Below are 23,359 nucleotides of genomic sequence, written 5' to 3'. Positions count from 1 at the left end.
CACCGCCCCGGGATGTCCGGCGCGTCTTCGCCCCCGCTCCCCCGGGGGCCGGGATTCCGGCGTACGGGCCCGGCGGCGGGCCCCGTACAGTGTGAGGCATGGGGATGGTCAAGACCGTAGGGCTGGTACTGCACCCGCAGCGCGATTCGAAGGTGGCCATCGACACGATCGTGGAGTGGGCCCGAGCCCGTGACGTCACGGTGCTGGGGCTGCCCGACGAGGTCGGCCGCATCGACTGCAGCGCCGTGTCGGTCGACGGCTCCACCCTGGTCGAACGCGCCGACCTGCTCGTCAGCCTCGGCGGCGACGGCACGATGCTGCGCACCATGCGGCTCATCTCGGGGCGCAAGACCCCCGTCCTCGGCGTCAACCTCGGCAAGCTGGGGTTCCTCGCGGAGATCGACGTCGACGAGCTGCCACCCGCGCTGTCGGCCATCGACAACCACGACTACACGGTCGAACCGCGCATGGCGGTGCGGGCGACCCTGCCCGACGGCACGGCGGTGACCGCGTTCAACGACATCGCCCTGGTGCGGATACCGGGAGACGGATTGTCGGCGGTGTCGATCACCGTTGAGGGGCACCCCTTCGTGCGCTACGCGGCCGACGCGGTGATCGTGGCCACCCCCACCGGGTCGACCGCCTACAGCTTCTCCGCGGGCGGTCCCATCGTGTCGCCGACGGTCGAGGGGTTCCTCGTGGTCCCCGCGGCGGCGCACTCGTCGTTCAACCGGGCCCTCGTGCTGTCGGCCGACGAGCGGGTCATGCTCGACCTGCTGCCGACGAGCGGCCGGCTGGCCGTGGAGGTGGACGGCACGGTGGCCGCGCACCTCACACCGGGGGACGGGCTCGGCGTCACCGCGATCCGCGCCGCCGCCTGGGTGGTCAGGCTCGGCCCGAAGAGCTTCTACGACCGCGCCCGGCGCAAGCTCCGCGTCAACGGCAGCGCCGAGGTCGACTAGACCGCTTCGGAATCAGCGCACCGCCCCGGCGCCCGCCGGGGCGGGCTCCTTCCCGCGCCCCGCGCTGGTCACGGGCGTGGCGACGACGTTCAGGTGACAGCGCCGGTCATGAAACTTTCATGCCCCGCTTGACAGCGGGAAAGCGCTTACCTAGCTTGTGGGTTGTTCGCTCACATGTACGCGGATCGCATATGTGAACGGCGAGTGCTCGCTGGGGGGATTCCGAACCGCAGGTCGCGACCGGCCTGCCGGACCAGCAAGGAGCTCGACTGTGCTGTACAGAATCAACGGGAGGGCGGCCGGCGTCTTCGTCGCCGTCGCCGCCCTCGCCCTGTCGGGAGCGGTGGCGGGCGTCTCCGCCGCCTCGGCCGCCGCCCCCTCCCCGGGGAACTACAACCTGGTCAACAACGGCAGCGGCCTGTGCCTGACCGTTCCCGGCGCCAGCTCCTCCAGCGGCGTCCAGCTCACCCAGAGCGGCTGCGGCGGTTCGGGGCAGTCCTGGACCTTGACCGGGAGCGGCACCCAGCTCAAGGCCGTCCACAGCGGCCTGTGCGCGGGCGTCAAGGACGCGAGCACCTCCGCGGGCAAGGCGGTCCAGCAGGAGAGCTGCTCGGGCGGCTCGTCGCAGACCTGGAACCTGACCGAGTCGGGCTCCAACTACCGGGTGGTCAACGCCAACGGCGGCAAGTGCCTCAACACCAAGGACAACTCCACCTCCTCCGGCGCCCTCGTCCAGCAGAACTCCTGCGACTCGGTCGCCACCAAGCAGTGGCGGCTCGTCCCCGCGGGCGGCGGCAACCCCGACCCGACCGTCACCCCCACCCCCGGCCCGACGCCCACGATCACCCCCACCCCCGGCAACCCGGGCGGGCTCGTCGGCTGGGCGACCCAGGGCGGCGGCACCACCGGCGGCGGCAACGCCTCGCCCACCACGGTCAGCAGCTCCTCGGCGCTGAGCAGCGCGCTCTCGTCGAGCGGCGCGGCCGTCATCCGGGTGTCGGGCACGATCTCCTGCTCCGGGATGCTCACGGTCGGTTCCAACAAGACGATCATCGGCAACTCGGGCGCCACCATCGCGGGCTGCGGGTTCAACATCTCCCGGGCCTCCAACGTCATCGTCCGCAACCTGTCCTTCCGTGACTGGAACGACGACGGCATCCAGGTCCAGTACTCGACCCGGGTCTGGATCGACCACAACACCTTCAGCAACGGCTACGACGGCGCCGTGGACGTCAAGCGGGCCAGCGACTACGTGACCATCTCCTGGAACAAGGTCACCAACCACGACAAGTCCATGCTGCTCGGCCACGACGACGGCAACGGTGGCGAGGACCGCGGGAAGCTGCGCGTCACCTACCACCACAACTGGTTCGACGGCACCACCCAGCGCCACCCGCGCGTGCGCTTCGGCAACCCGGTGCACGTCTACAACAACTACTACGGAAGCGTCGGCGGCTACGGCGTGGCCTCCACCGAGGGCGCGGGCGTCCTGGTCGAGGGCAACTACTTCGAGAACACCGACGACCCGTACCACCTCGGCGAGGGTGACTCGGGACCGGGCACGCTGGTCGCCCGCAACAACCACTTCGTCAACTCCGGCAGCGGCCAGGCCGGTGGCAGCGTGTCCTCCATCCCCTACTCCTACTCCCTCGACAGCGCCTCCAGCGTCAAGTCGATCGTGACCGGCGGCGCCGGTGCCGGCCGGATCTCCATCTGACGCGGGCCCCGTCCCACGTCTGACTCTCGTCTGATCCACGTCTGACCCGCACCTGACCCGGGTCCGATCCGGATCCGAGAGGCGGCGACCGCCGAGCGTGGCCGGGCCCCCGACGGGGGCCCGGCCACAAGCTTTCCGGCCGGACCCCGTACGGGGTCCGGCAACGGGCTTTCCTGGCTTTCTGATCTTTCTGATCTTTCTGAGCTTCCCGGGCTTCCCGGGCTTCCCGGGCTTCCCGGGCTTCCCGGGCTTCCCGGGCTTCCCGGCGACCGCGCGGCGGGAGCGTCCCGCCGTGCGGTCGCGAGGATCACCGGTGGTTCGCCGGCCCGGGCGAGGAGAGCGTCGCCCTCATCGAGCACCCCGCGCGGTCGCGAGGATCACCGGTGGGCGAACTGGGCGAGCGCGGGCAGCGCCCTGTCGGCGAAGTCGAACAGCGCCTGGTTCTCCCAGCCGTTGCCCGAGGACGGGTCGGCCGGGTCCCAGCCGTTGCCGGTCACCGCGGTCCAGGTGGGCTCCCAGTAGACGGCGCCGAGCCCGCGCCCGCCGGGCACGGCCTGCACGATGCTCATCACGTCGCGCAGCATCGCCGACTGGCCCGCCGGTGAGGCCGGGTATCCGGGGTACGGGGTCGCCGCGGTGATGATGTTGGCGAGGCCGTCGTCGTTGCCGGTGGTGAAGGGGTAGGCGGTCTCGGCGAGCAGGACGGGCCTGCCGTAGCGGGAGGCGATGTCGTTGATGTTGGCCTGGAAGGCCCCGAGCGTGCCGTGCCAGTAGGGGTAGTAGGAGACGCCGATCACGTCGTAGTTCACGCCGTTGGCCGCGGCGCTGTCGAACCACCAGCGAAAGAGCCCGTTGTCGCCGCCCTCGGCCAGGTGCAGCACGACCTTCGTCGAGGACGAGACGGCCTTGACCGCGCTGTAGCCCGAGTTGAGGAGCTGAGCGAGGTTGCCGAAGTTTGAGCTGCGGCCGTCCTCCCAGAGCATGCCGTCGTTGATCTCGTTCCCGACCTGGACCATGTCGGCGGTGGTGCCCTGCGCCTTCAGCGCGTTCAGCACGTCGTAGGTGTGGTCGTAGACGGCCGTCTTGAGCTGGGCGAACGTGTGTCCGGTCCACGCCGCGGGCTTGTACTGCTTGCCGGGGTCGGCCCAGGTGTCGGAGTAGTGGAAGTCGACCAGCAGGCGCATCCCCCGGGCCTTGACCCGCTGCGCCATGGCCAGCACCCGCGCCTTGTCGTTGTAGCCGTCGGCCGGGTTCACCCACACCTTCAGCCGGACGTAGTTGGCTCCGGCCGCCGCCAGGATCGCGAGGGCGTCGCCCCGCGTGCCCGCGGCGTCGTGGTACCTGCCTCCGTACGCCTCCGACTTGGGCAGGCTGGAGGTGTCGGCGCCCCTTACCGCCAGCGTCGCCGACCCCGCCGCGAAGGTGACGTCGTCGAAGTTGGCCCAGCCGCCCGCCGCGGCGGCGGAGCCGAGGGCGATCGTGCACCGGCCGCCCGTCACGGTCTGGGTGACGGCGATCTGGATCCACTCGGACGAGCTGACCGGCGCGTGGGTCCGCCTCTCGGCGGAGCCACAGTTCCTCAGCGCGATCCAGCTCTGGCTCACCGCCCCGGACCTGACCCAGGCGCGGAGCGTGTAGGTGCCCCAGGCCAGTCCGGTCAGCGTCTGGTGGGTCTCGACGGTGTACGCGGCGGTGGACCAGTGCGACAGGCGGTAGGAGCCCGCGTGGCCGCCGGCCTCGGTGAAGTCGGCGGCGGCGGAGCCCGTGGTGCTCCACGAGGACGGCGCGGCGACGCCGCCTCCGGTCTCGAAGCCGCCGTTGGCGACCGCGGGGGCGGCCCGGGCCGGTAACGGCACCAGGACGGCGGCGGCACATGCCAGCAGTGCCACCAGGATCTTCTTCATCGACTACCTCCGGTGTGGAGATCCCGGCCTTCAGGACGGGAAGAAGGCACAGCACGGCGCCGCACGGGATGAAATCGTGTGCACGCCCGCACGTGACCGGCCGCGTAGTACCGTTCGAGGCGTAACGCCGTAAGGGCATCCTCGCCGCCGGGCCGGTGGAGAGGCGAAACGCCTGTGGAGCCGGTGTAAGACCTCAAGGAGAGGCTTCTCTCCGGCGGGCGATCGGCGATGAAGCAGGAACCCCCACGGGCGACCGCGGGAATCCCTCTCGTTTCACGAGGGGAGAAGGTCAAGGGTCCTCACTTGGTCAGGAGTGATGTGGACGATCCCCGAAGACCCCGGGTGACGCGCCGCGGTCAGGTGGCCGGCGCGGTCCCGGGGACGATCATGTGTTCCCGGCGAGCTCGACGACCGTGACGCCGCCGGGGGGCACGGTCGCCGCCCCGGTGTGCGCGGCGCCGTCGAAAACCCCGGTCCCGCTCACCCCCGGGACGGTGACCGGTTCGTCGCCGTGGTTGAGAAGGAAGAGGTGCCGGCCCCGGCGTACGAGCTCCAGCGTGTCCGGCAGGTCGCGCGGGCGGGACACGCCCGCGAGGTCCAGGACCGTGCGCAGGAGCGCGCGCAGATCCCCGCCGTCCCCTCGGGCGCCGGAGTCGGGGGACGGGTCGAGGGCGGTGGCGACGTACCAGGCCGTGCCCGCTCCCAGCTCGTGGCGGGTCACCGCGGGGTGGCCCGCGTCCGGCCCGCCGGTGAAGGCGTGGATGGCGCGCGCCCCGGCGAGGCGGATCCGCTCGGACCAGATCCGGCCGGTCAGGCCGGTCGGGCCGGTCGGGCCGCCGTCATCACCGCCGTCATCACCGGCACCGACGGGCACCGTGCCGCGCTCCGGCAGCGGGTGGAACTCCTCCACCGACAGGCCGAGCACGTCGCGCAGCGCGCCGGGGTGGGCTCCGGGGTGGATGGCGTCGTTCTCGTCGACGATCCCGGAGAAGTAGGAGACGACCAGGTGCCCGCCCGCCTCGACGTAGCGGCGCAGGTTCTTGCCCGCCGCCTCCGTGAGCAGGTAGGAGCTGGGCACGACGATCATCCGGTACGCCGAGAGGTCGGCGGAGGGGTGGGCGAAGTCGACGGTGACGTGCTCGCGCCAGAGGGCCTCGTAGTAGGCCTCCACGCGCTCGCGGAAGCGCAGGTCGACCGAGGGGCGCCACTCCAGCTCCAGCGCCCAGTACGACTCCCAGTCCCACACGAGCGCGACCTCGGCCTCGACGCGGGAGCCGCGCACCCCGGCCAGCCCGCGCAGGTCGGCGCCGAGGGCGACCACGTCGCGCCAGAGGCCGGAGTCCGTCCCGGCGTGCGGCAGCATCGCCGAGTGGAACTTCTCCGCGCCGTGGCGGGAGGCGCGCCACTGGAAGAACAGCACCGAGTCGGATCCGCGCGCGACGTGGGCGAGGCTGTTGCGCCGCATCTCCCCCGGCCGCTTGGCGAGGTTGCGCGGCTGCCAGTTGACGGCGCCGGTCGAGTGCTCCATGAGCATCCACGGCCGCCCGCCCGCCACCGAGCGGGTGAGGTCGGCCGCCATGGCCAGCTCGATGTGGTTGTCGGCCCGCCCGGCGTCGAGGTAATGGTCGTTGGAGACGACGTCCACCTCGCCCGCCCACCGCCAGTAGTCCATCGGCTCGCAGTTGGGGATCATGAAGTTGGTGGTGACCGGCAGGTCGCAGAAGCGGCGGATGGCGTCGCGCTCGCGGCGGAAGTTGGCGATGTGCGCGTCGACGGAGAAGCGCGCGTAGTCGAGCCACAGGGCCGTCAGCTGGCCGACCGGGGCGATCCTGGGCGGTTCCACCTCCTCGAACGAGCCGTAGGTCAGCCCCCAGAACGTGGTCCCCCAGGCCGCGTTGAGCGCCGCCACGTCCCCGTGCCGCTCGCGCAGCCAGGCGCGGAACGCCTCGGCCGAGGTCTCGCAGTAGCAGCGCGCGTTGGCCCAGCCGTACTCGTTGTGGACGTGCCACATGGCGACCGCCGGGTGTCCGGCGTAGCGGGCGGCGATCCGCTCGGCGATCCGCTCGGAGGCGGCGGCGTACTCCGGGGAGCTGGGGCAGAAACTGTGCCGGGAGCCGCCGGCGATGACGCGGCCCTCGCGGTCGACCAGGCGGGCGCCGGGGTGGGCCGTCCTGAACCAGGTGGGCGGGGAGGAGGTCGGCGTCGCGAGGTCGATCATGATGCCGGCCGAGTCGAGCAGGTCGACGATCCTGTCCAGCCTGCCGAAGTCGTGGACGCCTTCGGCGGGCTCCAGCAGGCCCCAGTTGAAGATGCCGAGGCTGACCAGGTTCACCCCGGCCTCGCGCATCAGCCGCACGTCCTCGCGCCAGACCTCCTCCGGCCACTGCTCGGGGTTGTAGTCCCCGCCGTACGCGATGCCCCCTGGCAGGGCGGGATATCCGGGCAACAGCTCCCCCTCGAACAGTTTCTGTGAACGTGCACAGTAATGTACGGCCGGAGGTCGCAAAAGACCATCCGCGAGATGCTCGGCGTATTCGTGGTTTAACAAGAACGTAACGGTCATTGACAGCACCGGTTGATGGATTTCAGTCTGTGAGCGTTCACAGACATCCTCGACGGCTTTCCCGGCATCTCCCCGGCACCCCCTCGGCGACCCGGCCGACGGCCTCGTCGGTGGCCTCGCCGATGACCTCGTCGGCGGCCGTCACGCGGTCTCCCCGGCGACCTTCGCCGGCGGCTTCGCAGCGACCTCGTGGTGATCCCACAGCGACCTCGTGGTGACCCCACAGCGACCTCGCAATGGCCGACCCCTGACATGAAATCCCCACACGGAACCCCCACCCGGAGGAACACATGCAGACAAACCGGCTCGTAGCGGTGGCGGCCGCGCTCCTCGCCACCGCCCTGGCCGGGTGCTCCGGCACCCCCCAGGAGCCGGCCGCCCCGGACGCGCGGAGCTCGGCCCCGGCGGGGCCGGTCAAGCTCACCTACTGGACCTGGGTCCCCAACATGGACAAGATCACGGCGGTCTGGAACAAGGCCAACCCCGACATCCAGGTCACGGTCAGCAAGCAGGCCGGCGGCGACGACGCGGCCACCAAGTTCCTCACCGCCGCCAAGGCCGGCAACCCTCCCGACCTGGTCCAGGCCGAGTACCAGATGCTGCCCTCCTTCGTCGCCGCCGACGCGGTGGCCGACCTCACGGCCGAGGTCGGGCAGGCGAAGGGCGAGTTCGGCGAGGGCGTCTGGGGACTGGTCACGCTCGGCACCGACGCCGTCTACGCGCTCCCCCAGGACAGCGGCCCGATGATGCTCTACTACCGCCAGGACCTGTTCGAGAAGTACGGCATCGAGGTGCCCAGGACCTGGGACGAGTACGCCGAGGCCGCCCGCACCGTACGGAAGAAGGATCCCAAGGTCTTCCTGGGGACCTTCTCCAGCAAGGACCCCGGCTCCTTCACCGGGCTCGCCCAGCAGGCGGGCGCCCGGTGGTGGTCGATCAGCGGCGAGTCGTGGAAGGTCGCGGTCAACGACGCGCCCACCACGAAGGTCGCCGACTACTGGGGCGGCCTCGTCAAGGAGGGGGTCATCGACGACCAGCCGTACTTCACCCCCGAGTGGAACAAGGCCCTGAACGACGGCAGGCTGCTGACCTGGCCCTCGGCCGTCTGGGCGCCCGGGGTGCTGTCCAGCAACGCCCCCAAGGCCAAGGGGAGGTGGGCCGTCGCCCCGCTGCCGCAGTGGAGCGCCGGCGAGAACTCCAGCGGCTTCTGGGGCGGCTCCTCCACCGCGGTCGCCGCCAAGTCCGCCAACCGGGCCGCCGCGGCGAAGTTCGCGACCTGGCTCAACACCGACCCCGAGGCGCTCGGCCTGCTCGTCAAGGAGGGAGCGGTCTACCCGGCCGCCACCAAGGGCGGCACCATGCTCGGCGAGGCCCCCGGCTACTTCTCCAACCAGCCCGACTTCTGGCAGCAGGCCGCCGCGATCTCCGCCACCGCGCGGGGCTTCACCTTCGGGCCGAACGTCAACGTGACCTACAACGCCTTCAAGGACGCCTTCGACAAGGCCCTGCAGGACGGATCGGCCTTCTCCGGCGCCCTCGTGAAGATGCAGGACGCGACGGTCGCCGACATGCGGAAATCCGGATTCCAGCTCACCCCATGACACGACGCCCCGGCGGCGGCGCCCGCACCGCGAGCGCCGCCCCCTACCTCTTCCTCGCACCGGCCATGGCGCTGTTCACGCTCTTCATGGCCATCCCCATCGGCTACACGGCCTACCTCAGCCTGCTGCGCACGAAGGTCTCCGGACTGGGCCTGGGCAGGAACTCCCGTCGCGAGGTCTTCGTCGGCCTCGACAACTACGCGGCGGCGCTCGCCGACGGCGAACTGTGGACCGGCTGGCTGCGCGTCCTGGGCTACGGCCTGCTGGTGCTGACAGTCATGCTCGGGCTCGCCCTGCTGTTCGCGCTGCTGCTGGACTCGGCGCACGTGCGGCTCGCGCGCTTCTCCAGGATCGCCCTCTTCCTGCCGTACGCGGTGCCGGGCGTGGCCGCCACCCTGCTGTGGGGCTTCCTCTACCTGCCGAGTCTCAGCCCGTTGCGCCAGGTGCTCGACGTCGACCTGCTCGGCTCGGACACGGTGGTGCTGTCCATGGCGAACGTGGCGGTCTGGGGCGGCGTCGGCTTCAACATGCTGGTGCTCTACACCGCCCTGCGCGCCGTTCCCGGGACCTTCTACGAGGCCGCCAGGATCGACGGGGCGAGCGAGCTCCAGATAGCACTGCGGATCAAGGTCCCGATCCTGCTGCCCGCGCTCATCCTGACCACGGTGTTCTCCATCATCGCCACGATCCAGGTCTTCACCGAGCCGACCACCCTTCGACCGCTGACCAACACGATCAGCTCGACCTGGAGCCCGCTCATGAAGGTCTACCGCGACGCCTTCGTCACCGGCGACCTCTACTCGGCCGCCGCCACCTCGATCGTCATCGCGGCGATCTCCCTCGTCCTGTCGTTCGGTTTCCTGCGCGTCGTCCGCGACCGCGCCTTCGGGGAGGGCTGATGGCCACCACGACCCTCACCTCGGCTTCCCGGGGGCCTTCCCGGGGGCTTTCCCGGAGGCGTCGCCCGGCCGGGATCGCGCCGACCGCGCTCCTGCTGCTGGGCGCGCTCTACTGCCTGCTGCCGGTCAGCTGGGTGCTGGTGGGCGCGACCAAGTCGAGCGCGGAGCTGTTCTCCACCTCGACCTTCGCCCCCGGCACCGGACTGCTGTCCAACCTGTCGGACCTGTTCGCCTACCGCGACGGCGTGTTCTGGCTGTGGATGCTGAACACGCTGCTGTACGCGGGCGGCGGCGCCCTGCTGTCCACCGCCGTCTCGGCCGTCTCCGGCTACGCGCTGGCCAAGTATCGCTTCCCCGGGCGGAACCTGATCTTCAACCTGCTGATCGGCGGCATCCTGGTGCCCGCCGTCGTGCTGGCCATCCCGCAGTACCTGCTGTTCTCGCGGATCGGGCTGGCCGACACCTACTGGTCAGTCCTGCTCCCGCAGATCCTGCACCCGTACAGCATCTATCTCGCGCGCGTCTACGCCACCGCCGCCGTCCCCGACGCCCTGCTGGAGGCCGGGCGCATCGACGGCGCCGGGCACTGGCTGCTGCTGCGCCGGGTGGCCCTGCCCCTCATGATCCCGGGCATGGTGACCATCTTCCTGTTCCAGTTCGTCGCGATCTGGAACAACTTCCTGCTGCCCTTCATCATGCTCGGCGACGACCAGAGGTTCCCGCTGACCGTCGGGCTCTACACCCTGCTCGCCGCGGGGGCCAACCAGCCCTCGCTCTACAACCTGATCATCACCGGCACGCTGCTGTCGATCGTCCCGCTGATCGCGCTGTTCCTCACGATGCAGCGTCACTGGCGGACCGACCTGGCCGGTGGAGCCGTGAAAAGCTAACCGGCCGGACAGCGCGGCGGCCGGTCGAGGGGACAATGGGGAGCATGGCGAAACGTCCGACCATCCACGACGTCGCGGCGGTGGCGGGGGTGTCCCGGGGAACGGTGTCCCGGGTGCTCAACGACGACCGGTACGTCAGTCCCGCCGCGCACGCCGCCGTCAAGCGGGCCATCGCCGAGACGGGTTACGTGCTCAACCGGGCCGCCCGCAGCCTGGTCACCCAGCGGACCGGCTCGGTGGTGATGGTCCTGTCGGAGCCGCAGGAGAAGCTGTTCGAGGACCCCACCTTCAGCGTGCTGCTGCGCACCGCCAGCCGGCGGCTCGCCGAACGGGACGTGTCGCTGGTGATGATGATCGCCGGGAACGACGGCGACCGCGACCGGGTGATCCGCTACCTGCGCGGCGGCCACGCCGACGGGGCCTTCCTGGTCTCCACCCACGCCGGTGACAGGCGTCTGGTGGACGCGCTGGTGGACATCCCGGTGGCCGCCGTCGCCCAGGGGGCCGTCATCGGGCGGGAGAACGCGATCCCCTACGCGGCGGCCGACGACCGCGAGGGCGCCCGGCAGATGACGCGCTACCTGGTGGAGCTGGGCCGCAAACGGATCGCCACCATCACCGGCCCGCTCGACACCCCCGGCGGCGCGCTGCGACTGGAGGGCTTCGCCGACATCCTCGGCAGGAAGGCGAGCAGGAGGCTGATCGAGCACGGCGACTACACCCAGCTGGGCGGGGAGAGCGCGATGGCCCGGCTGCTGGAGCGCGCCCCCGACATCGACGCGGTGTTCGTCGCCTCCGACCTGATGGCCGCGGGCGCGCTCTCCGCCCTGCGCGCCGCCGGGCGGCGGGTGCCCGAGGACGTCGCGGTGGGCGGCTTCGACGACTCGGCGGTGGCGCTCACCACCCACCCGCCGCTCACCACCGTCCGGCAACCCCTGGAACGGGTCGCCGAGGAGACCGTCCGCCTGCTGCTCGCCCTGATCGACGGCGCGGAGAACCTGGAGCCGGTGATACTGCCCACGACCCTCATCGTGCGCGAGTCGACCTGACCGGCCGACCGGATCGGTCGTTCGTCGTTCGATCGGTCGGCCCGGTCGGCCTGGTCGGGCGTCTTGGTAGCGCGTTCTGGTCGGGCTTTCTGGTCGGGTGAGCGGCGGGATCGGTCCACTTCCCCGCCGCGGGACGCGGGACCGCGAGGTCAGCGGCCGGGTGACGACCCGTTCACGGTCAGGACGTGCTCGGTCTCGATGGCGGGGAAGGTGCCGGTGTCGACGATCCCGTGCTCGCGGAAGGCGGCCTCCAGCAGCGCGTAAGCCTTGGGCTCCAGCTTCCACAGGGCCCGGCACTCGCGGGCGGTGGCCAGCGAGACACCGGTCTCGTGGGCGATGTCGTCCGCGCGGGGCACGAACTTCCGCTCGATCTGCTTGTCCCAGTACTCCCGCGCGGCGCGTATCTGGGCCGCGCGCCGCGCCGTGTCGACGATCGGCGGCGGGACGTCCAGCACGTGGAACTCCTCATCGTCATCGTCGACCGAGGGCCGCAGCGCGGCGGGGCCCGCGGCCACCGCGGGGCGCGCGGGCGGCGCCGCCGGCCTCGCCGGCGCCTCGGGCTCCGGCGCCCACGGCACGGGCGGGGTCAGGTCGATCAGCGCGGAGGTGTTGTAGAGGGCACCGATCTGGGAGAGCAGGGCCTCCTGGCGCGCGGAGTCGACCGCCAGGCCACTGTGCTCCACCGCACGGTCCATGGCACGGTCCAGCTTGGTGAGGGCCACGCGCATCTTCCTCTCGGACGCCCCCGAGGCGCGGAGCGCGCGGGCGCGCTTGGCCGCCAGGGCGACCCGGGTCAGCCTGCGGTGGGCGTCCACCTCGCTGGCCGTACGGTCGCTGACCTCCGCCAGCCCGACGCGGACCAGCGCACGCTCGGGGGTGATCCGCCAGTTGATGCGGGAACGCCCCGTGATGCGGTGGCGTTCGATCGCCATGCCGCGCTCCCACAGCCACGCCGCCACCAGGGGGGCGGCGAGCCGGAAGATGGCCTCGGCGGCGCTGCGGGCGTCCATGCTCGACAGCACGGCCGTCAGGCCGGTGAGCGCCCACACGGCGACGCCGTCGATGCCCGCGGAGAAGTTCTCCCGCATGTTCCGGCGCGCCCGGACGGCGCTGGTGATGACGGCGACCTCGATGAAGGCGAAGAGCAGCAGCCGCAGGGGGCCGTCGAAGCCGAGCACGTCACCGGAGAAACGCCACATGCCCTGGGCGGAGACACCCGTCGCGATGCTGGCGGCGACGATGGTGAGGATGTCCTCGGCGGGACGGGGCGCGATGTGACGGTGATAGAAGCGGACCGCCACGCGCTGGGTCGCGCGCAGCACGAAATACGCCACGACCAAAAGGACGAGGGCGAACACGCCGATGATGACCGTGAGAACCGGCTGGTCCGATGCGAAGGCGTTGATTTGATCGATGGGGGGCATCAGTCACTGTCCGTCAGTCTCGATGTCCGACAGGATATCCAGCGATCATTCCAGAATGTCGGCGGCCTGTTCGCGAAACGGGCGCTCACCCGCGTGACAGATGTGAACACAGTTGCGACGGAAATCAGTAAAGATCGCGGTAACCGGGCGGCCGGGCGGACATCGACCGGATGGTCTCCCACCTGATCGATGCCGACCGGCCGCCCGGCCGGGGTCAGAACGGCCAGCTCGCGTCGCGGCCCCTCTCCAGCAGCGGGATCAGCCGGAACGACGCGTCGGAGAAGCCCCCGAACTCGTGGCGTCCGCCCGAGCCGGTCGGCATCGCCGCCCGCCGGTACCCCTGCAGGTTGAAGCCGTACATCGGAACGCGCTCCGGCACCGCGCGGGTGACCTCGGCGCCGTGGTGGCCGCTCATGGTCTGCATGTCGGACAGGACGACGACCCGGTCGTGCCCGCGGTAGGCGCGCCGGAGCGAGGCGGCGATCCGCGTGCCGTGGCCGACCTCGCCGATCCGCCCGCAGAACCGGTCCATCTCCTTCAGGACCGACGCGCCCCGGCCCACCCTGTGCTGGAACACGCCGTCGGCGAAGCCGTACAGGTCCACCCGCTCGCCGCGGGCGGCGAGCGTCACCCCGAACAGCGCCGCCGCCTGGACGGGCGTGACGGCCGAGCGCGCCGAGACCGCGCCGGAGGTCATCGACGCCGACGTGTCCACCAGGACGAGGGTGCGTCCGCCGAACGACGGCACGTTGCCCGTGGCGAGCGCCAGCGCCCTGTCCAGGGCATGGCCCCAGCGCGTGCTGGGGGCGTTGCGGTACGCGGAGTAGAACCTGAACGGCAGCTGCCGCGACCCGGCGACCTCACCGGGGTCGGCGAGCTTCGCCGCGACCCGTCCCGCCACCTCGTCGGAGACACCCGCCTCGTCGAAGTTCCTCAGGTTTCTGATCAGAGACATGTAGCCCATCGACGGGATGACCGCCTCCCACGCCTCGCGGTCCATCGGGCCCTGGAGCCACCCGGCGAGCGCCTCCCAGGTCATGCCCGCGGCGCGCAGGCGACCGGGATCGGCCAGGACGGCGCGCCGCGCCTCGACCGGCAGTGCCGCCAGCCCCTCGCGGGCGCGCAGCGTCGCCAGCGCGTCGTGGATCGGCTTGTCACGGCCGTGCCTGCGGTCCAGGGCGTGCGCGAACAGCTCGCCCTGCCACGCCTTGTCCGCCGCCGGAGCGGGATGGACGAGGTCGATGACGTCGGCGAAGCGGAAACCCCTGGTGCCCGTGTCGTACTTGAGCAGGCCGCGCTCGGTGTACAGGCGCCGGACGGCGTCGGCGACGCCGCGCTTGACCGGCTTGGGGATCGCCCGCCCGTACCTGGACGTCCAGTAGGCGAGGGCCTCGCCGGGCTCGTCGGCACGCCGCAGGACGCCGTCCACCAGCTGCCGGTTGAGGCCGTGCAGGCCGGCGTCGAGCCGTGCCCTGACCGACTCCAGCGCGGCGACGACCGGGGCGGTGCGCATGTTCGCCTCACCGCGCAGCCAGGGCAGGAAGCGGGCCATCCACTCGCCGTCCTCGACCGCGACCCGGTGGACGAGCCTGCGGAACCGGTCGTCACGGTCACCGGCCCTCTCGTAGAAGGTGTTCTCGCCGACCATGTTCGACACCGCGAGGAGGAAGAGCTCGCCCTTGGCGTCGCGGGCGTATCCGGGGGCTCCCTCGTGGGTGAGCCCGGAGGGGACGCGCTCGGTCCTGACCGGGCTGGAGACGGCCGGCCGGTTGGTCGCGGTGTTGAACGTGGACATGGTCGGGCCTTTCTCTGCGAGTTCCGTACGTCACCCGTGGGCCGCGCGCGCCGGGAGTGCTCCTTCTTCATATGGACTTTGTCTGGACGTGCTTCACCTGGCGTGCCCGAGGTCGAGAGCGAGGAAGGTGCCAAGGTGCTCTTCCTGGCTGAGCTACGCGGCCGGAACCGCGACCGGATTCGAACCGGCGACCGCCCCGTTAACAGTGGAAGTAACCCTCCCCTGCGCACCGGGCACGCGTGTGAAGCCGTGCGCCTCCCGAGATCGAGGTGACCGCGGGTGCCCTGCCTGGCGGGCGGCGGCCCCGCTGAGTGGAGCCGCCAGGAATCGAACCTGGAAGTAACCGCGATCGGCGCACCGGGAGGCGCGTGGACGTTTTTTGCCGGACCTCCCCGAGATGAAGCCGGCGACGGAACGAAAGCGTGCCGCCTTTACACCACGCGCCGCACGGGTTGGGCGGCGCGCCGGGAATCGAACCCGGTCCGCTCGATCCCGAATCGAAGTAACCGTCACCTTCGCACCGGGGAGGTCGATATGAATTTGTGGTCTTCCCCGAGGTCGAGATCGGCCGCGGGCCATGACGTGCTGCCGTTACACCACACCGGCCGAGGCCGGAGCCGGGAGTCGAACCCGGACCCTCGCTTTGGAAGAGCGAAGTAACCGCTGCCTTCGCACCGGGGAAGCGCGTATCCGGTTGTCGGGACCTCGTATTCCGGAGACGGCTCCGGCGCGTTCTTCTGCGAGGTTCTTGCCGTGAGACTCTTCTCACGTTTTTCTTCTCGCGTTGGACGGCCGGTTTCGTTTCCGAATCCCGAGGCGTTCACAACGGTAGCCACCGCCGCCGCGCATCACATCTCATTATTCGCCGGAAAAATAGGGGTGACAGGGGCCGGCTACGGGGCGAAAATGTCAGTGCCGGGAGAGACGATAGAAGATGAACACGGGTCGAACCACCGACGGGGACGCGATCGAAGTTCCGCAGGACCTCCGCGCCTCCCGGGAAAGGATCACGTGATGACGACTCCGATGAACGTGTCCGACCTGGCGCAGGTTCTCTTCGTCTCCGCGCTGCAGGCCTCGGACCACCCCTCACCGGACCAGGTGCGCACGATCATCGAAGGCCGGATCCGCGCCTGCCACGCAGACCTCTCCGACTGCGCCGCCCTCGTCGCCCAGGAGGCCGGAGACCATCCGGAGGCGTACGCGAGCCGGATGCGCTGGGCCCTGTGCGAGGCCGGCCGGGTCCGGCCCTCCATCTCCTTCTCGGCCTGACCACGCTACGGGGCCGCGCCGTCACGTAAGGCGCCCGGAGCCGTACGGGGTGAGGCCGGGCCCGGCCCCAGCATCCTCCGCGAGGCTCTCGCCGGACAGGCCGCCGAGGTGGGGCCACGGCCCCAGAACGGAAGAGGCACCGTCCTCACCAGGCCCCGGGCCGTTCGCCAGATGGCCGGCCCGCGTCGTAGCGTCGAAGGATGGACGCCAGAGACGAAGCGGGCACCCCGCGCATTCCCCGACCATCGCCCACCGGCGGCCACCCGCCCGGTGCGCCGGGGGAAGCACGCGGGTCGCTCGGAGCCGATCACGCCCGCGTCCCCGAGCTGCTGGAGGCCACCCGCGCGTACGCCGTGCGCCTGCTCGGCGGGCTCGGCGACCGGCCGGTGGCGCGGACGCCGCTGAGACCCGCGCCCGCGTCCCTGCCCGAGGCGGGAATCGGCCTGGAGGGGGCGATGGCGGAGTTCGCGCGGCGGTGGGAGCCCGGCTTCGCGGCCGGGGCGGGCCCCCGCTATCTGGGCTTCGTCACGGGTGGCGTGACGCCCGCCGCGCTGGCGGGCGACTGGCTGACCGGCACCCTCGATCAGAACCCCACCTCGGGCCTGGACTCGCTCGCCCCCGACCTCGAACGGGAGACGGCGGCCTGGCTGCGCGACCTCTTCGGCCTGCCGCCCGAGCACCGGGGGACGTTCGTCAGCGGCGCGACCATGTCCAACTTCGCGGGCCTGGCCATCGCCAGGGAGTGGCTGGGCGAGCTGCGCGGCGTGTCGCCGGCCGAGGATGGCGTGGCCGCGCTCGGGCCGGTGACGGTGCTTTCTGGAAGCCCGCACTCCAGCGTCGTCAAGTCGCTGTCCATGCTGGGCCTGGGACGGTCGGCGATCCGGCGGGTCAGCCTGCTGCCGGGCCGGGAGGCGGTGGACGTGGCCGGGCTCGCCGAGGAGCTCGACCGGCTGGACGGCGCACCGACGATCGTGGTCGCCAACTCCGGCACGGTGAACACCGTCGACTTCGACGACCTGCGCGCCATCGCGGCCCTGCGCGAGCGTCACCCGTTCTGGCTGCACGTGGACGCCGCGTTCGGGGCCTTCGCCGCCCTCTCCCCGGAGCACGCCCACCTCGTCGCGGGCCTGGGCGAGGCCGACTCGGTCTGCGTGGACCTGCACAAGTGGCTGAACGTGCCCTACGACAGCGCGATCCAGTTCACCCGCCGCCGCGACCTGCAGGCCCGCGTCTTCCAGAACTCGGCCGCCTACCTCGGCCCGGTGGGCGACGACCCCGACTTCGTGCACCTCACGCCGGAGAACTCCCGGCGCCTGCGCGCGCTGCCCGCCTGGTTCACCCTGGCCGCGTACGGGCGCGAGGGCCACGCGGAGATCGTCCGCCGCGACGCCGCCCTCGCCGCCGGGCTCGGCGAGCGGATCGCCGCGATGCCCGCCTACCGGCTGCTCGCCCCCGTACGGCTCAACGTGGTCTGCTTCACCCTCGCCTCCTCCCCCACCCAGGCCCGGATCGGCGAGGTGGTCGACGCGATCACCGCGTCCGGCGAGGCCTTCCTCACGCCGACGGTCTACGAGGGGGTGCCCGCGCTGCGCGCCGCGTTCAGCAACTGGCGTACCACCGAGGCGGACATGGAGCGGGTCGCGAAGATCCTTCAGGAGGTCGCATCCGGACCGTGAACCCGATCCCCCGGCAGTGCCCACGGTTGGTTCGAGCAGAGTCTCAGATCCGGAATGCCAGGAGGAGCTACAGATCACCTTCTCGACACGATGCTCCTACCGTCACCGCTTACCGGGACACGCTAAAGGAGTGATTTACCACGTCTCCCTGCTGTCTCTGCAGAGCCGCCCGAGGAAGCCGTGCAGCGTTCTGCCGATCTCATGGATTTCACCTGGGGCGAGGCGCCCCGCGAAGTCTCCGAGCCGGGAGATGTCGGCGCATCTCATCTGGTCGACGAGCACGCGAGTCGCCTTGCCGTTCAGCTCGATCTCGGGGCGGAAGATCGCAGGGCCGGCGCTGGACGAGGTGGGGGCGACGACGAGGGTGGAGAGTGTGGCGAAAGCATCCGACTGCAATATCACCGCGAATCGTTCGCCTCGTTGCTCGTGACCGACCGTGTCACGAGGAGCCCGCAACCGGTAGATGTCACCGCGCATCCGCGTCACCGAACTCACGGTGGATCGCCCGGATCTCGGCCAGATCGTCCGGGTCATTGGCCAATCTCTCGGCGTCGGCGCGCGCCTGCTCCAGCCAGCGGAGTCGTCCCGCCACGTGGATCGCCTCACGGATCACATCGGTGGTGGACCTGCCCTCGGAGGTCAGCTCGGAGAGAATCCTCTCCGTGTCCGAGTCGATCTCGACAGTCAACATGGCCATATCTTCACTGTACGACGGGGCGTCTCGCAGGTCTTCGACCGAATTTCGTGAGCACTCGACTACTTGAAGTGATGATGTTCCGGCGAATCGGACGTTGCCGGTTCCGTACCCACCACGTCCGATCCGGCCGGTGGGCCGGCCGGATCGGACAGGTGCGGACGGCGAGGCGGTCCCGGCCCGTGCGGGACCGCCCTTTCACGGGATCGCCCTCACACCGGCTCGCGGGGAACGAGATCGCTACGGGACCGTGTCCGCGCCGCTGACGCCCGCGCCCGCCGGCGGCGGGGTGGAGGACGCGGATCCGGCCGAGTAGGAGTACGACGGCCGCGAGACGGACCCGTTCGCGCGCAGCCAGTCGCTCATGGTGCTGCCACTGCTCTGCGCCCGCCGGATCGTGGCGATGTCGTAGTAGTTGCTGCCCGCCCAGGTGAGGCTCGCGTTGCCGAAGTCCTCGGTGATCGTCTTGGCGCCCTTCACGTGGTTGCTCTCGGCGTAGATCTTCCCGTTCACACCCAGGCCGATGAAGTAGTCGTCGACGTCCACGTAGTTGGCGAACACGTGGGCGTACCCGAACCGCACCCTCGGGTGGCGGGTGTTGGACCCGTCGAACCAGTTGTGGTGGTAGGTGACGTTCAGGTAGCCGGTGTCCTGGGAGCCGTTGCTGTCACTGTGTCCCAGCAGCATCGACTTGTCCGTGCCGACGTAACGGTTGTAGGAGACCGTCGCCAGGTCCGACCCGCGCTTGATGTCCACCGAGCCGTCGGCGGACGGGTAGAACGTGTTGTGGTCGATCCACACGTGGTGGGAGTAGCACTGCACGTTGACGGAGTCGTCCGGGGAGTTCCTGAACGACAGGTTCCGGATGATCACGTTCTGCACGTGGGTGAACCTGTCCCGCTCGGCGGGGTCGCAGAGGTCGCCGCCCCAGGCGACCTCCTCCGGGCCCCAGCCGTTGACGTCGAGCCCGAACCCGCTGATCGTCGCGTTCGTCCCGACGCCGATGATGGTCTTGTTCGACCCGACGTCCAGCATGTCCGCGCCGTTGCCGCTGATCGTGCCCGACACGCGGACGATCCGGGGCGTGTCGTCGGCGACGGCCGCCGCCAGCTGCGCGTAGTTGCCGACGGTCACCGTCTGGCCGCCCGAGCCGCCGTTCGTGCCGCTGCGGCCGTACTTGGTGAGGGTCGCGAAACCCACCAGGCCGCTCGCGTTGCCCGGGTTGCCGGGGGTGGGGGTGACCGTGGGAGTGGGGGTCGGGGTGGGGGTGATCGTGGGAGTGGGGGTCGGGTCGGGGTTGCCGCCGCCCGCGGGGGCGAACCGCCACTGCTTGGTGGCGACCGAGTCGCAGGAGTTCTGCTGGACGAGGGCGCCGGAGGAGGTGGAGTTGTCCTTGGTGTTGAGGCACTTGCCGCCGTTGGCGTTGACCACCCGGTAGTTCGATCCGGAGGCGGTCAGGTTCCAGGTCTGGGAGGAGGCGCCCGAGCAGCTCTCCTGCTGGACCGCCTTGCCCGCGGAGGTGCTCGCGCCCTGGACTCCGGCGCACTTGCCGCTGTGCGCGGCCCTGAGCTGGAAACCGCTGCCGGCGGCGGTCAGGTTCCAGGTCTGGCCGGTCGCGCCGCAGCCGGACTGGGTCAGCTGTACGCCGTCGGAGGCACTGGCCCCAGGGACGGTCAGGCACAGGCCGCTGCTCGCGTTGACGAGGGTGTAGGCGCCGGGTGCCGGATCGGCCGCGGCGGCGGAGGTGCCGAACGCCCATCCGGACGCGGCGACCGCGCCGACGATGACGACGGCCGCGACCCTCCTGACGAATCTGCTCTTCACAGCCGAACTCCTTGCTGGTCCGGCAGGCCTGGGTGACCTGCGCTCCGGATTCCCCCCAGCGAGTGCGCATCGCTCACATGCGTGAACACGTCCGTGTTGGCGGACAAGCAACACCATAGGAAAGCGCTTTCCAGCTGTCAATGAGCGAGAAACTTTCACATGGACAGCCGCTCAGGGGGCGGCGGCTTGGCAGGTCTGGCCGTCACGCTCCTCGCGGCGTGCTTCTACCGTGCTGTCATGGACACTCCGGACCTCCTCATCAGGAACGCCACCCTGCGCGGCCGTCCCGGCAGGTGGTCGCTGGCCGCCACGGGCGGGCTCATCGGCCTCGTCGCCGAGGACGACCCCGATCTCGGCCCGGCGACCGGCGTGACCCTCGACGCCGACGGCGCTCTGGTCACCGAGCCGTTCGTGGACGCCCACCTGCACCTGTGCAAGGTCCACACCCTCGATGAGGCCGGGCCCGGCGCGCTCTCGGAGTACACCGGGGGCACGATGGGCGCCGCGATGGGCGCCATCGAGACGGCCGCCGCCGTCAAGACCGGCCAGACCGTGGAATCCGTCCTCGAACGCGCCCGCCCGGTGCTCCTGGAGTCCGTACGACACGGCGTCCGGGCGGTGCAGGCCTTCGCCGACATCGACCCGGCGGCGGGGCTGACCGGCCTGGAGGCGCTGCTGGCGCTGCGCGAGGAGTTCCGCGGCCTGGTCGACGTGCGGGTGGTGGCCTTCCCCCAGGACGGCCTGCTCCGCGAACCCGGGACCGAGGAACTCCTCACCGAGGCCGTACGGCGCGGCGCGGACGTGGTGGGCGGCATCCCCTGGATCGAGTGGACCGACGCCGACGCCGCCGAGCACGTGCGGCGCATGGTCGACCTCGCCTGGCGGCACGGCCTGCGCGTCGCCATGCTGGTCGACGACGCGGGGGATCCGGGGCTGCGCACGGCCGAGATGCTGGCGCGGGAGCTGCTGGAGCGGAACATGATCGGACGCGGCAGCGCCCAGCACGCCAGGGCGATGGCGCTCTACCCCGAGCCGTACCTGCGCCGCCTGGCCGGGCTGTGCCGCGCCGCCGGGCTCGGTTTCGTCAGCGATCCGCACACCGGGCCGCTCCACCTGCCGGTCTTCCGGCTGGCCGACGCCGGGGTCCCGGTCGCGCTCGGCCAGGACGACATCGAGGACGCCTACTACCCGTTCGGGCGGCACAACCTGCTGGAGGTGGCCTTCCTCGCAGCCCACCTGCTCGACGCCCGCACCGACGCCGCCCTGGAACGGCTGTTCGACATGGTGACCGTCGACGCCGCGCGGGTTACCGGCCTGCCCGTCAACCGCCTGGAGCCCGGAGCCCCCGCCGATCTCGTCGTCCTCGAGGGACGGACCCTCCGCGAGGCCCTGACCCGGCACGCCCCGCCCCGGCACGTCGTCGTCGCGGGCCGGATCGTGGCCTCGTCCACCCTGCACACCTCCTTCGGACCCGGTGTTCCGCGCTGACGGCCCCGGGCCGGCGGGATTCGTACCGTGAAAACAGGCGCCCGGACGGAAACGATCTACTGAACTCTGGCGGTTCCGCCGCGCGTGACACCCTTTCGGGACACGAGCCTTCGGTGGAGGCCGGTAGCCGAGTGTTACCGGTCGCCCCTTTTTCGCTGCTTTCCGCTACCTCAGGGTAATCAGACCGCCCCAAGGCTTTGGGATCCGCTAGCAGACTCCCGCGGCCACCCCCACTTACCGTGAGAGCAGGTTACGCATCGTGTCGGCGTCGTCCTCGACGCGGCACGACGCTCCGCCAGCCCGGGCATCGCCCAGGGCTCGACCGATTCGACACCGATTCGATGTGGAGTGATCTGCCATGACCATGATCAGGAACGCCCTCGCAGCCGGAGCCGTACTGGCCTCCGCTCTCATCACCCCCATGGCGGTGACGGCCTCGTCCGCCGCCGCGACCACCGTGGCCGCGACCACCCCGGCCGTCGCCACCTCCGTCCTCAAGCCCTGCCGCGAGCACAAGAACCCCGACAGGTGCCGCGCCCGGCGCGAGTACCGGCGCGAGACCGGACGGGACTACCGGCGCGAGGACATGCGCGAGCGCAGGCGCGAGAACATGCGTGAGGACAGGCGGGAGCGCAGGCGCGAGAACATGCGTGAGGACAGGCGGGAGCGCAGGCGCGAGGACCGGCGGGAGGACAGGCGGGAGCGCGGGCGCGAGGACCGGCGGGAGCGCGGAAGCGATCGCACCGGCACCGGCAGGGGCGCCGGCGTCGGCGGCGGCATCAGCGACAGCATCGGCGGCAGCGGCAGCGGCCGCGGGATCAACAACTGACAGACACCCGACGGGTAACCGGCACCGACGAGGCCGAGACGGCTGACACGGCTGACACGGTCACCTGCGGCAATGGGGCCGGAAGGCCGGCACCGTGACCGTGAGCCGCACGCCCGCCTCCCCGCGAGGCGGCCCGGCCTGGCTCGCGAAGACCCGGCTTGGCTCGCGAAGAACCCGACTGGGCTCGCAAAAGACCCGGCCGGGCTCGCGAAAGACCCGGCCCACGACGGGCGGCCCGTCCCACCGAGCATCGGGGGACGAGCCGCCCGTTCCCCCTGCGTCCGACGAGCCCGATCCGTGCGAGCGTGCGTCCACAGAGAACGTGCGTCCACAGAGAAACGGAACAAGCAAAACCGGTCGGCCGGGAAATCCTCCGCGCATGACTCACGCCGTGGAGTCTTCCGCCCCTCCCTATGTCGTACGGGCTAGCGTGCGGCCTCGTGAGCGTCGACGAGCCGTTTGGGAGCCGTCAGACACCACGCCTCGGTGACCAGCTCGAACAGCTCATCCGCTTCGATCTTCGCGAGGTGCACCACGACCCAGCCGAACCGGCCGATGGTGAACTGGACCTCGAACACCTCCGGCCGCTCCGCCACCAGCGCGATCTGCTCGTCGATCGTCGCCTTGAGACCCACGGTCTCCGTCTTCTCCCACAGATAGCCGAAGCCCTTGCCCCGCACCTTCAGCGAGACCCAGTCGCCGCCGTCGCTCTGCTCGGTCTCGGGCAGTTCCTTCAGCATCTCCAGGAATTCATCCACGCTCACACCCATGG

Annotated in this window: 18 protein-coding genes and 1 tRNA gene; 10 read left to right on the top strand and 9 right to left on the bottom strand. The window is 70.9% G+C overall.

The features are described 5' to 3' along the window. Window positions 1-98 precede the first annotated feature (98 nt). Together AC5L38_RS36050 and AC5L38_RS36045 are read left to right on the top strand one after the other, a co-directional pair. Window positions 99-962, top strand: a complete 864-nt coding sequence (locus AC5L38_RS36050; protein ID WP_495247285.1) for an NAD(+)/NADH kinase — start codon at window positions 99-101, stop codon at window positions 960-962. A gap of 271 nt (window positions 963-1,233) precedes the next feature. Continuing rightward, window positions 1,234-2,679 carry a pectate lyase family protein gene (locus tag AC5L38_RS36045; protein ID WP_495247284.1) on the top strand — a complete coding sequence of 482 codons (1,446 nt, stop codon included), beginning with the start codon at window positions 1,234-1,236 and terminating at the stop codon, window positions 2,677-2,679. Window positions 2,680-3,056: 377 nt separating this feature from the next. On the opposite strand, the gene AC5L38_RS36040 is transcribed toward AC5L38_RS36045, so the two are convergent. Further along, window positions 3,057-4,583: a glycoside hydrolase family 53 protein gene (locus tag AC5L38_RS36040; RefSeq protein WP_495247283.1), complete on the bottom strand. Its 1,527-nt coding sequence runs from the start codon at window positions 4,581-4,583 to the stop codon at window positions 3,057-3,059. 385 nt (window positions 4,584-4,968) lie between these two features. Continuing rightward, window positions 4,969-7,029 carry a beta-galactosidase gene (locus tag AC5L38_RS36035; RefSeq protein ID WP_495247282.1) on the bottom strand — a complete coding sequence of 687 codons (2,061 nt, stop codon included), beginning with the start codon at window positions 7,027-7,029 and terminating at the stop codon, window positions 4,969-4,971. 407 nt (window positions 7,030-7,436) lie between these two features. Here AC5L38_RS36035 and AC5L38_RS36030 point away from each other — a divergent pair, with 407 nt between their 5' ends. The 4 genes from AC5L38_RS36030 to AC5L38_RS36015 are packed head-to-tail and all read left to right on the top strand — an operon-like array spanning window position 7,437 to window position 11,585. Next, the gene (locus tag AC5L38_RS36030; protein ID WP_495247281.1) at window positions 7,437-8,747 is read left to right on the top strand and encodes an ABC transporter substrate-binding protein; all 1,311 of its coding nucleotides are present in this window, start codon (window positions 7,437-7,439) and stop codon (window positions 8,745-8,747) included. Continuing rightward, window positions 8,744-9,646, top strand: coding sequence for a carbohydrate ABC transporter permease (locus AC5L38_RS36025; protein ID WP_495247280.1), 903 nt, complete (start codon window positions 8,744-8,746; stop codon window positions 9,644-9,646). Before AC5L38_RS36030 ends, AC5L38_RS36025 begins: the two co-directional genes overlap by 4 nt. Next, window positions 9,646-10,536, top strand: coding sequence for a carbohydrate ABC transporter permease (locus tag AC5L38_RS36020; protein ID WP_495247279.1), 891 nt, complete (start codon window positions 9,646-9,648; stop codon window positions 10,534-10,536). Before AC5L38_RS36025 ends, AC5L38_RS36020 begins: the two co-directional genes overlap by 1 nt. 44 nt (window positions 10,537-10,580) lie before the next feature. Then, window positions 10,581-11,585, top strand: coding sequence for a LacI family DNA-binding transcriptional regulator (locus tag AC5L38_RS36015; protein WP_495247278.1), 1,005 nt, complete (start codon window positions 10,581-10,583; stop codon window positions 11,583-11,585). 149 nt (window positions 11,586-11,734) lie between these two features. Here the strand turns inward: AC5L38_RS36015 and AC5L38_RS36010 are convergent, their stop codons facing one another. The 3 genes from AC5L38_RS36010 to AC5L38_RS36000 form a co-directional block, all read right to left on the bottom strand. Beyond that, window positions 11,735-13,009 (bottom strand): hypothetical protein, encoded by a 1,275-nt coding sequence (locus AC5L38_RS36010; protein WP_495247277.1) that lies wholly within the window; start codon window positions 13,007-13,009, stop codon window positions 11,735-11,737. Window positions 13,010-13,223: 214 nt separating this feature from the next. After that, window positions 13,224-14,804 carry a TROVE domain-containing protein gene (locus AC5L38_RS36005; protein WP_495247276.1) on the bottom strand — a complete coding sequence of 527 codons (1,581 nt, stop codon included), beginning with the start codon at window positions 14,802-14,804 and terminating at the stop codon, window positions 13,224-13,226. 453 nt (window positions 14,805-15,257) lie between these two features. Beyond that, window positions 15,258-15,327 (bottom strand) — tRNA-OTHER (locus AC5L38_RS36000). A 491-nt stretch (window positions 15,328-15,818) separates the two neighbouring features. Between AC5L38_RS36000 and AC5L38_RS35995 the strand changes: the two genes are divergently transcribed. Further along, entirely contained in the window at window positions 15,819-16,076 is a 258-nt protein-coding gene (locus tag AC5L38_RS35995) for a hypothetical protein (protein ID WP_495247275.1), read from the top strand. A 200-nt stretch (window positions 16,077-16,276) separates the two neighbouring features. Next, entirely contained in the window at window positions 16,277-17,752 is a 1,476-nt protein-coding gene (locus AC5L38_RS35990; protein WP_495247274.1) for a pyridoxal phosphate-dependent decarboxylase family protein, read from the top strand. A 135-nt stretch (window positions 17,753-17,887) separates the two neighbouring features. On the opposite strand, the gene AC5L38_RS35985 is transcribed toward AC5L38_RS35990, so the two are convergent. From AC5L38_RS35985 to AC5L38_RS35975, 3 genes are all read right to left on the bottom strand, one after another. Beyond that, a complete protein-coding gene (locus AC5L38_RS35985) occupies window positions 17,888-18,229 on the bottom strand; it encodes a type II toxin-antitoxin system PemK/MazF family toxin (protein WP_495247348.1) in 342 nt (113 codons plus the stop codon). After that, on the bottom strand, window positions 18,219-18,449 hold the full coding sequence (locus AC5L38_RS35980) for a ribbon-helix-helix domain-containing protein (RefSeq protein WP_495247273.1): 231 nt from the start codon (window positions 18,447-18,449) through the stop codon (window positions 18,219-18,221). Before AC5L38_RS35980 ends, AC5L38_RS35985 begins: the two co-directional genes overlap by 11 nt. A 237-nt stretch (window positions 18,450-18,686) precedes the next feature. Beyond that, a complete protein-coding gene (locus tag AC5L38_RS35975; protein ID WP_495247272.1) occupies window positions 18,687-20,270 on the bottom strand; it encodes an RICIN domain-containing protein in 1,584 nt (527 codons plus the stop codon). A gap of 237 nt (window positions 20,271-20,507) precedes the next feature. Here AC5L38_RS35975 and AC5L38_RS35970 point away from each other — a divergent pair, with 237 nt between their 5' ends. Together AC5L38_RS35970 and AC5L38_RS35965 are read left to right on the top strand one after the other, a co-directional pair. Next, entirely contained in the window at window positions 20,508-21,758 is a 1,251-nt protein-coding gene (locus tag AC5L38_RS35970; protein ID WP_495247271.1) for an amidohydrolase family protein, read from the top strand. 358 nt (window positions 21,759-22,116) lie between these two features. Beyond that, window positions 22,117-22,587: a hypothetical protein gene (locus AC5L38_RS35965; protein ID WP_495247270.1), complete on the top strand. Its 471-nt coding sequence runs from the start codon at window positions 22,117-22,119 to the stop codon at window positions 22,585-22,587. Between the two features lie 425 nt (window positions 22,588-23,012). On the opposite strand, the gene AC5L38_RS35960 is transcribed toward AC5L38_RS35965, so the two are convergent. After that, a complete protein-coding gene (locus tag AC5L38_RS35960) occupies window positions 23,013-23,357 on the bottom strand; it encodes an MmcQ/YjbR family DNA-binding protein (RefSeq protein WP_495247347.1) in 345 nt (114 codons plus the stop codon). Between the last annotated feature and the right edge of the window lie 2 nt (window positions 23,358-23,359).

Source organism: Streptosporangium nanhuense (assembly GCF_059358815.1).
Note: the sequence above shows the minus strand (reverse complement) of the source record. Positions and strands in the feature narration are given on the sequence as shown.

Bases quoted from the DNA above. Each gene is read 5' to 3' on its own strand.
- AC5L38_RS35960 (WP_495247347.1), bottom strand. From the start codon at position 23,357: ATGGGTGTGAGCGTGGATGAATTCCTGGAGATGCTGAAGGAACTGCCC.
- AC5L38_RS36020 (WP_495247279.1), top strand. From the start codon at position 9,646: ATGGCCACCACGACCCTCACCTCGGCTTCCCGGGGGCCTTCCCGGGGG.
- AC5L38_RS35980 (WP_495247273.1), bottom strand. From the start codon at position 18,449: ATGGCCATGTTGACTGTCGAGATCGACTCGGACACGGAGAGGATTCTC.
- AC5L38_RS36050 (WP_495247285.1), top strand. From the start codon at position 99: ATGGGGATGGTCAAGACCGTAGGGCTGGTACTGCACCCGCAGCGCGAT.
- AC5L38_RS36025 (WP_495247280.1), top strand. From the start codon at position 8,744: ATGACACGACGCCCCGGCGGCGGCGCCCGCACCGCGAGCGCCGCCCCC.
- AC5L38_RS35995 (WP_495247275.1), top strand. From the start codon at position 15,819: ATGACGACTCCGATGAACGTGTCCGACCTGGCGCAGGTTCTCTTCGTC.
- AC5L38_RS35970 (WP_495247271.1), top strand. From the start codon at position 20,508: ATGGACACTCCGGACCTCCTCATCAGGAACGCCACCCTGCGCGGCCGT.
- AC5L38_RS35990 (WP_495247274.1), top strand. From the start codon at position 16,277: ATGGACGCCAGAGACGAAGCGGGCACCCCGCGCATTCCCCGACCATCG.
- AC5L38_RS36030 (WP_495247281.1), top strand. From the start codon at position 7,437: ATGCAGACAAACCGGCTCGTAGCGGTGGCGGCCGCGCTCCTCGCCACC.
- AC5L38_RS36015 (WP_495247278.1), top strand. From the start codon at position 10,581: ATGGCGAAACGTCCGACCATCCACGACGTCGCGGCGGTGGCGGGGGTG.
- AC5L38_RS36040 (WP_495247283.1), bottom strand. From the start codon at position 4,583: ATGAAGAAGATCCTGGTGGCACTGCTGGCATGTGCCGCCGCCGTCCTG.
- AC5L38_RS36005 (WP_495247276.1), bottom strand. From the start codon at position 14,804: ATGTCCACGTTCAACACCGCGACCAACCGGCCGGCCGTCTCCAGCCCG.
- AC5L38_RS36010 (WP_495247277.1), bottom strand. From the start codon at position 13,009: ATGCCCCCCATCGATCAAATCAACGCCTTCGCATCGGACCAGCCGGTT.
- AC5L38_RS35965 (WP_495247270.1), top strand. From the start codon at position 22,117: ATGACCATGATCAGGAACGCCCTCGCAGCCGGAGCCGTACTGGCCTCC.
- AC5L38_RS35985 (WP_495247348.1), bottom strand. From the start codon at position 18,229: ATGCGCGGTGACATCTACCGGTTGCGGGCTCCTCGTGACACGGTCGGT.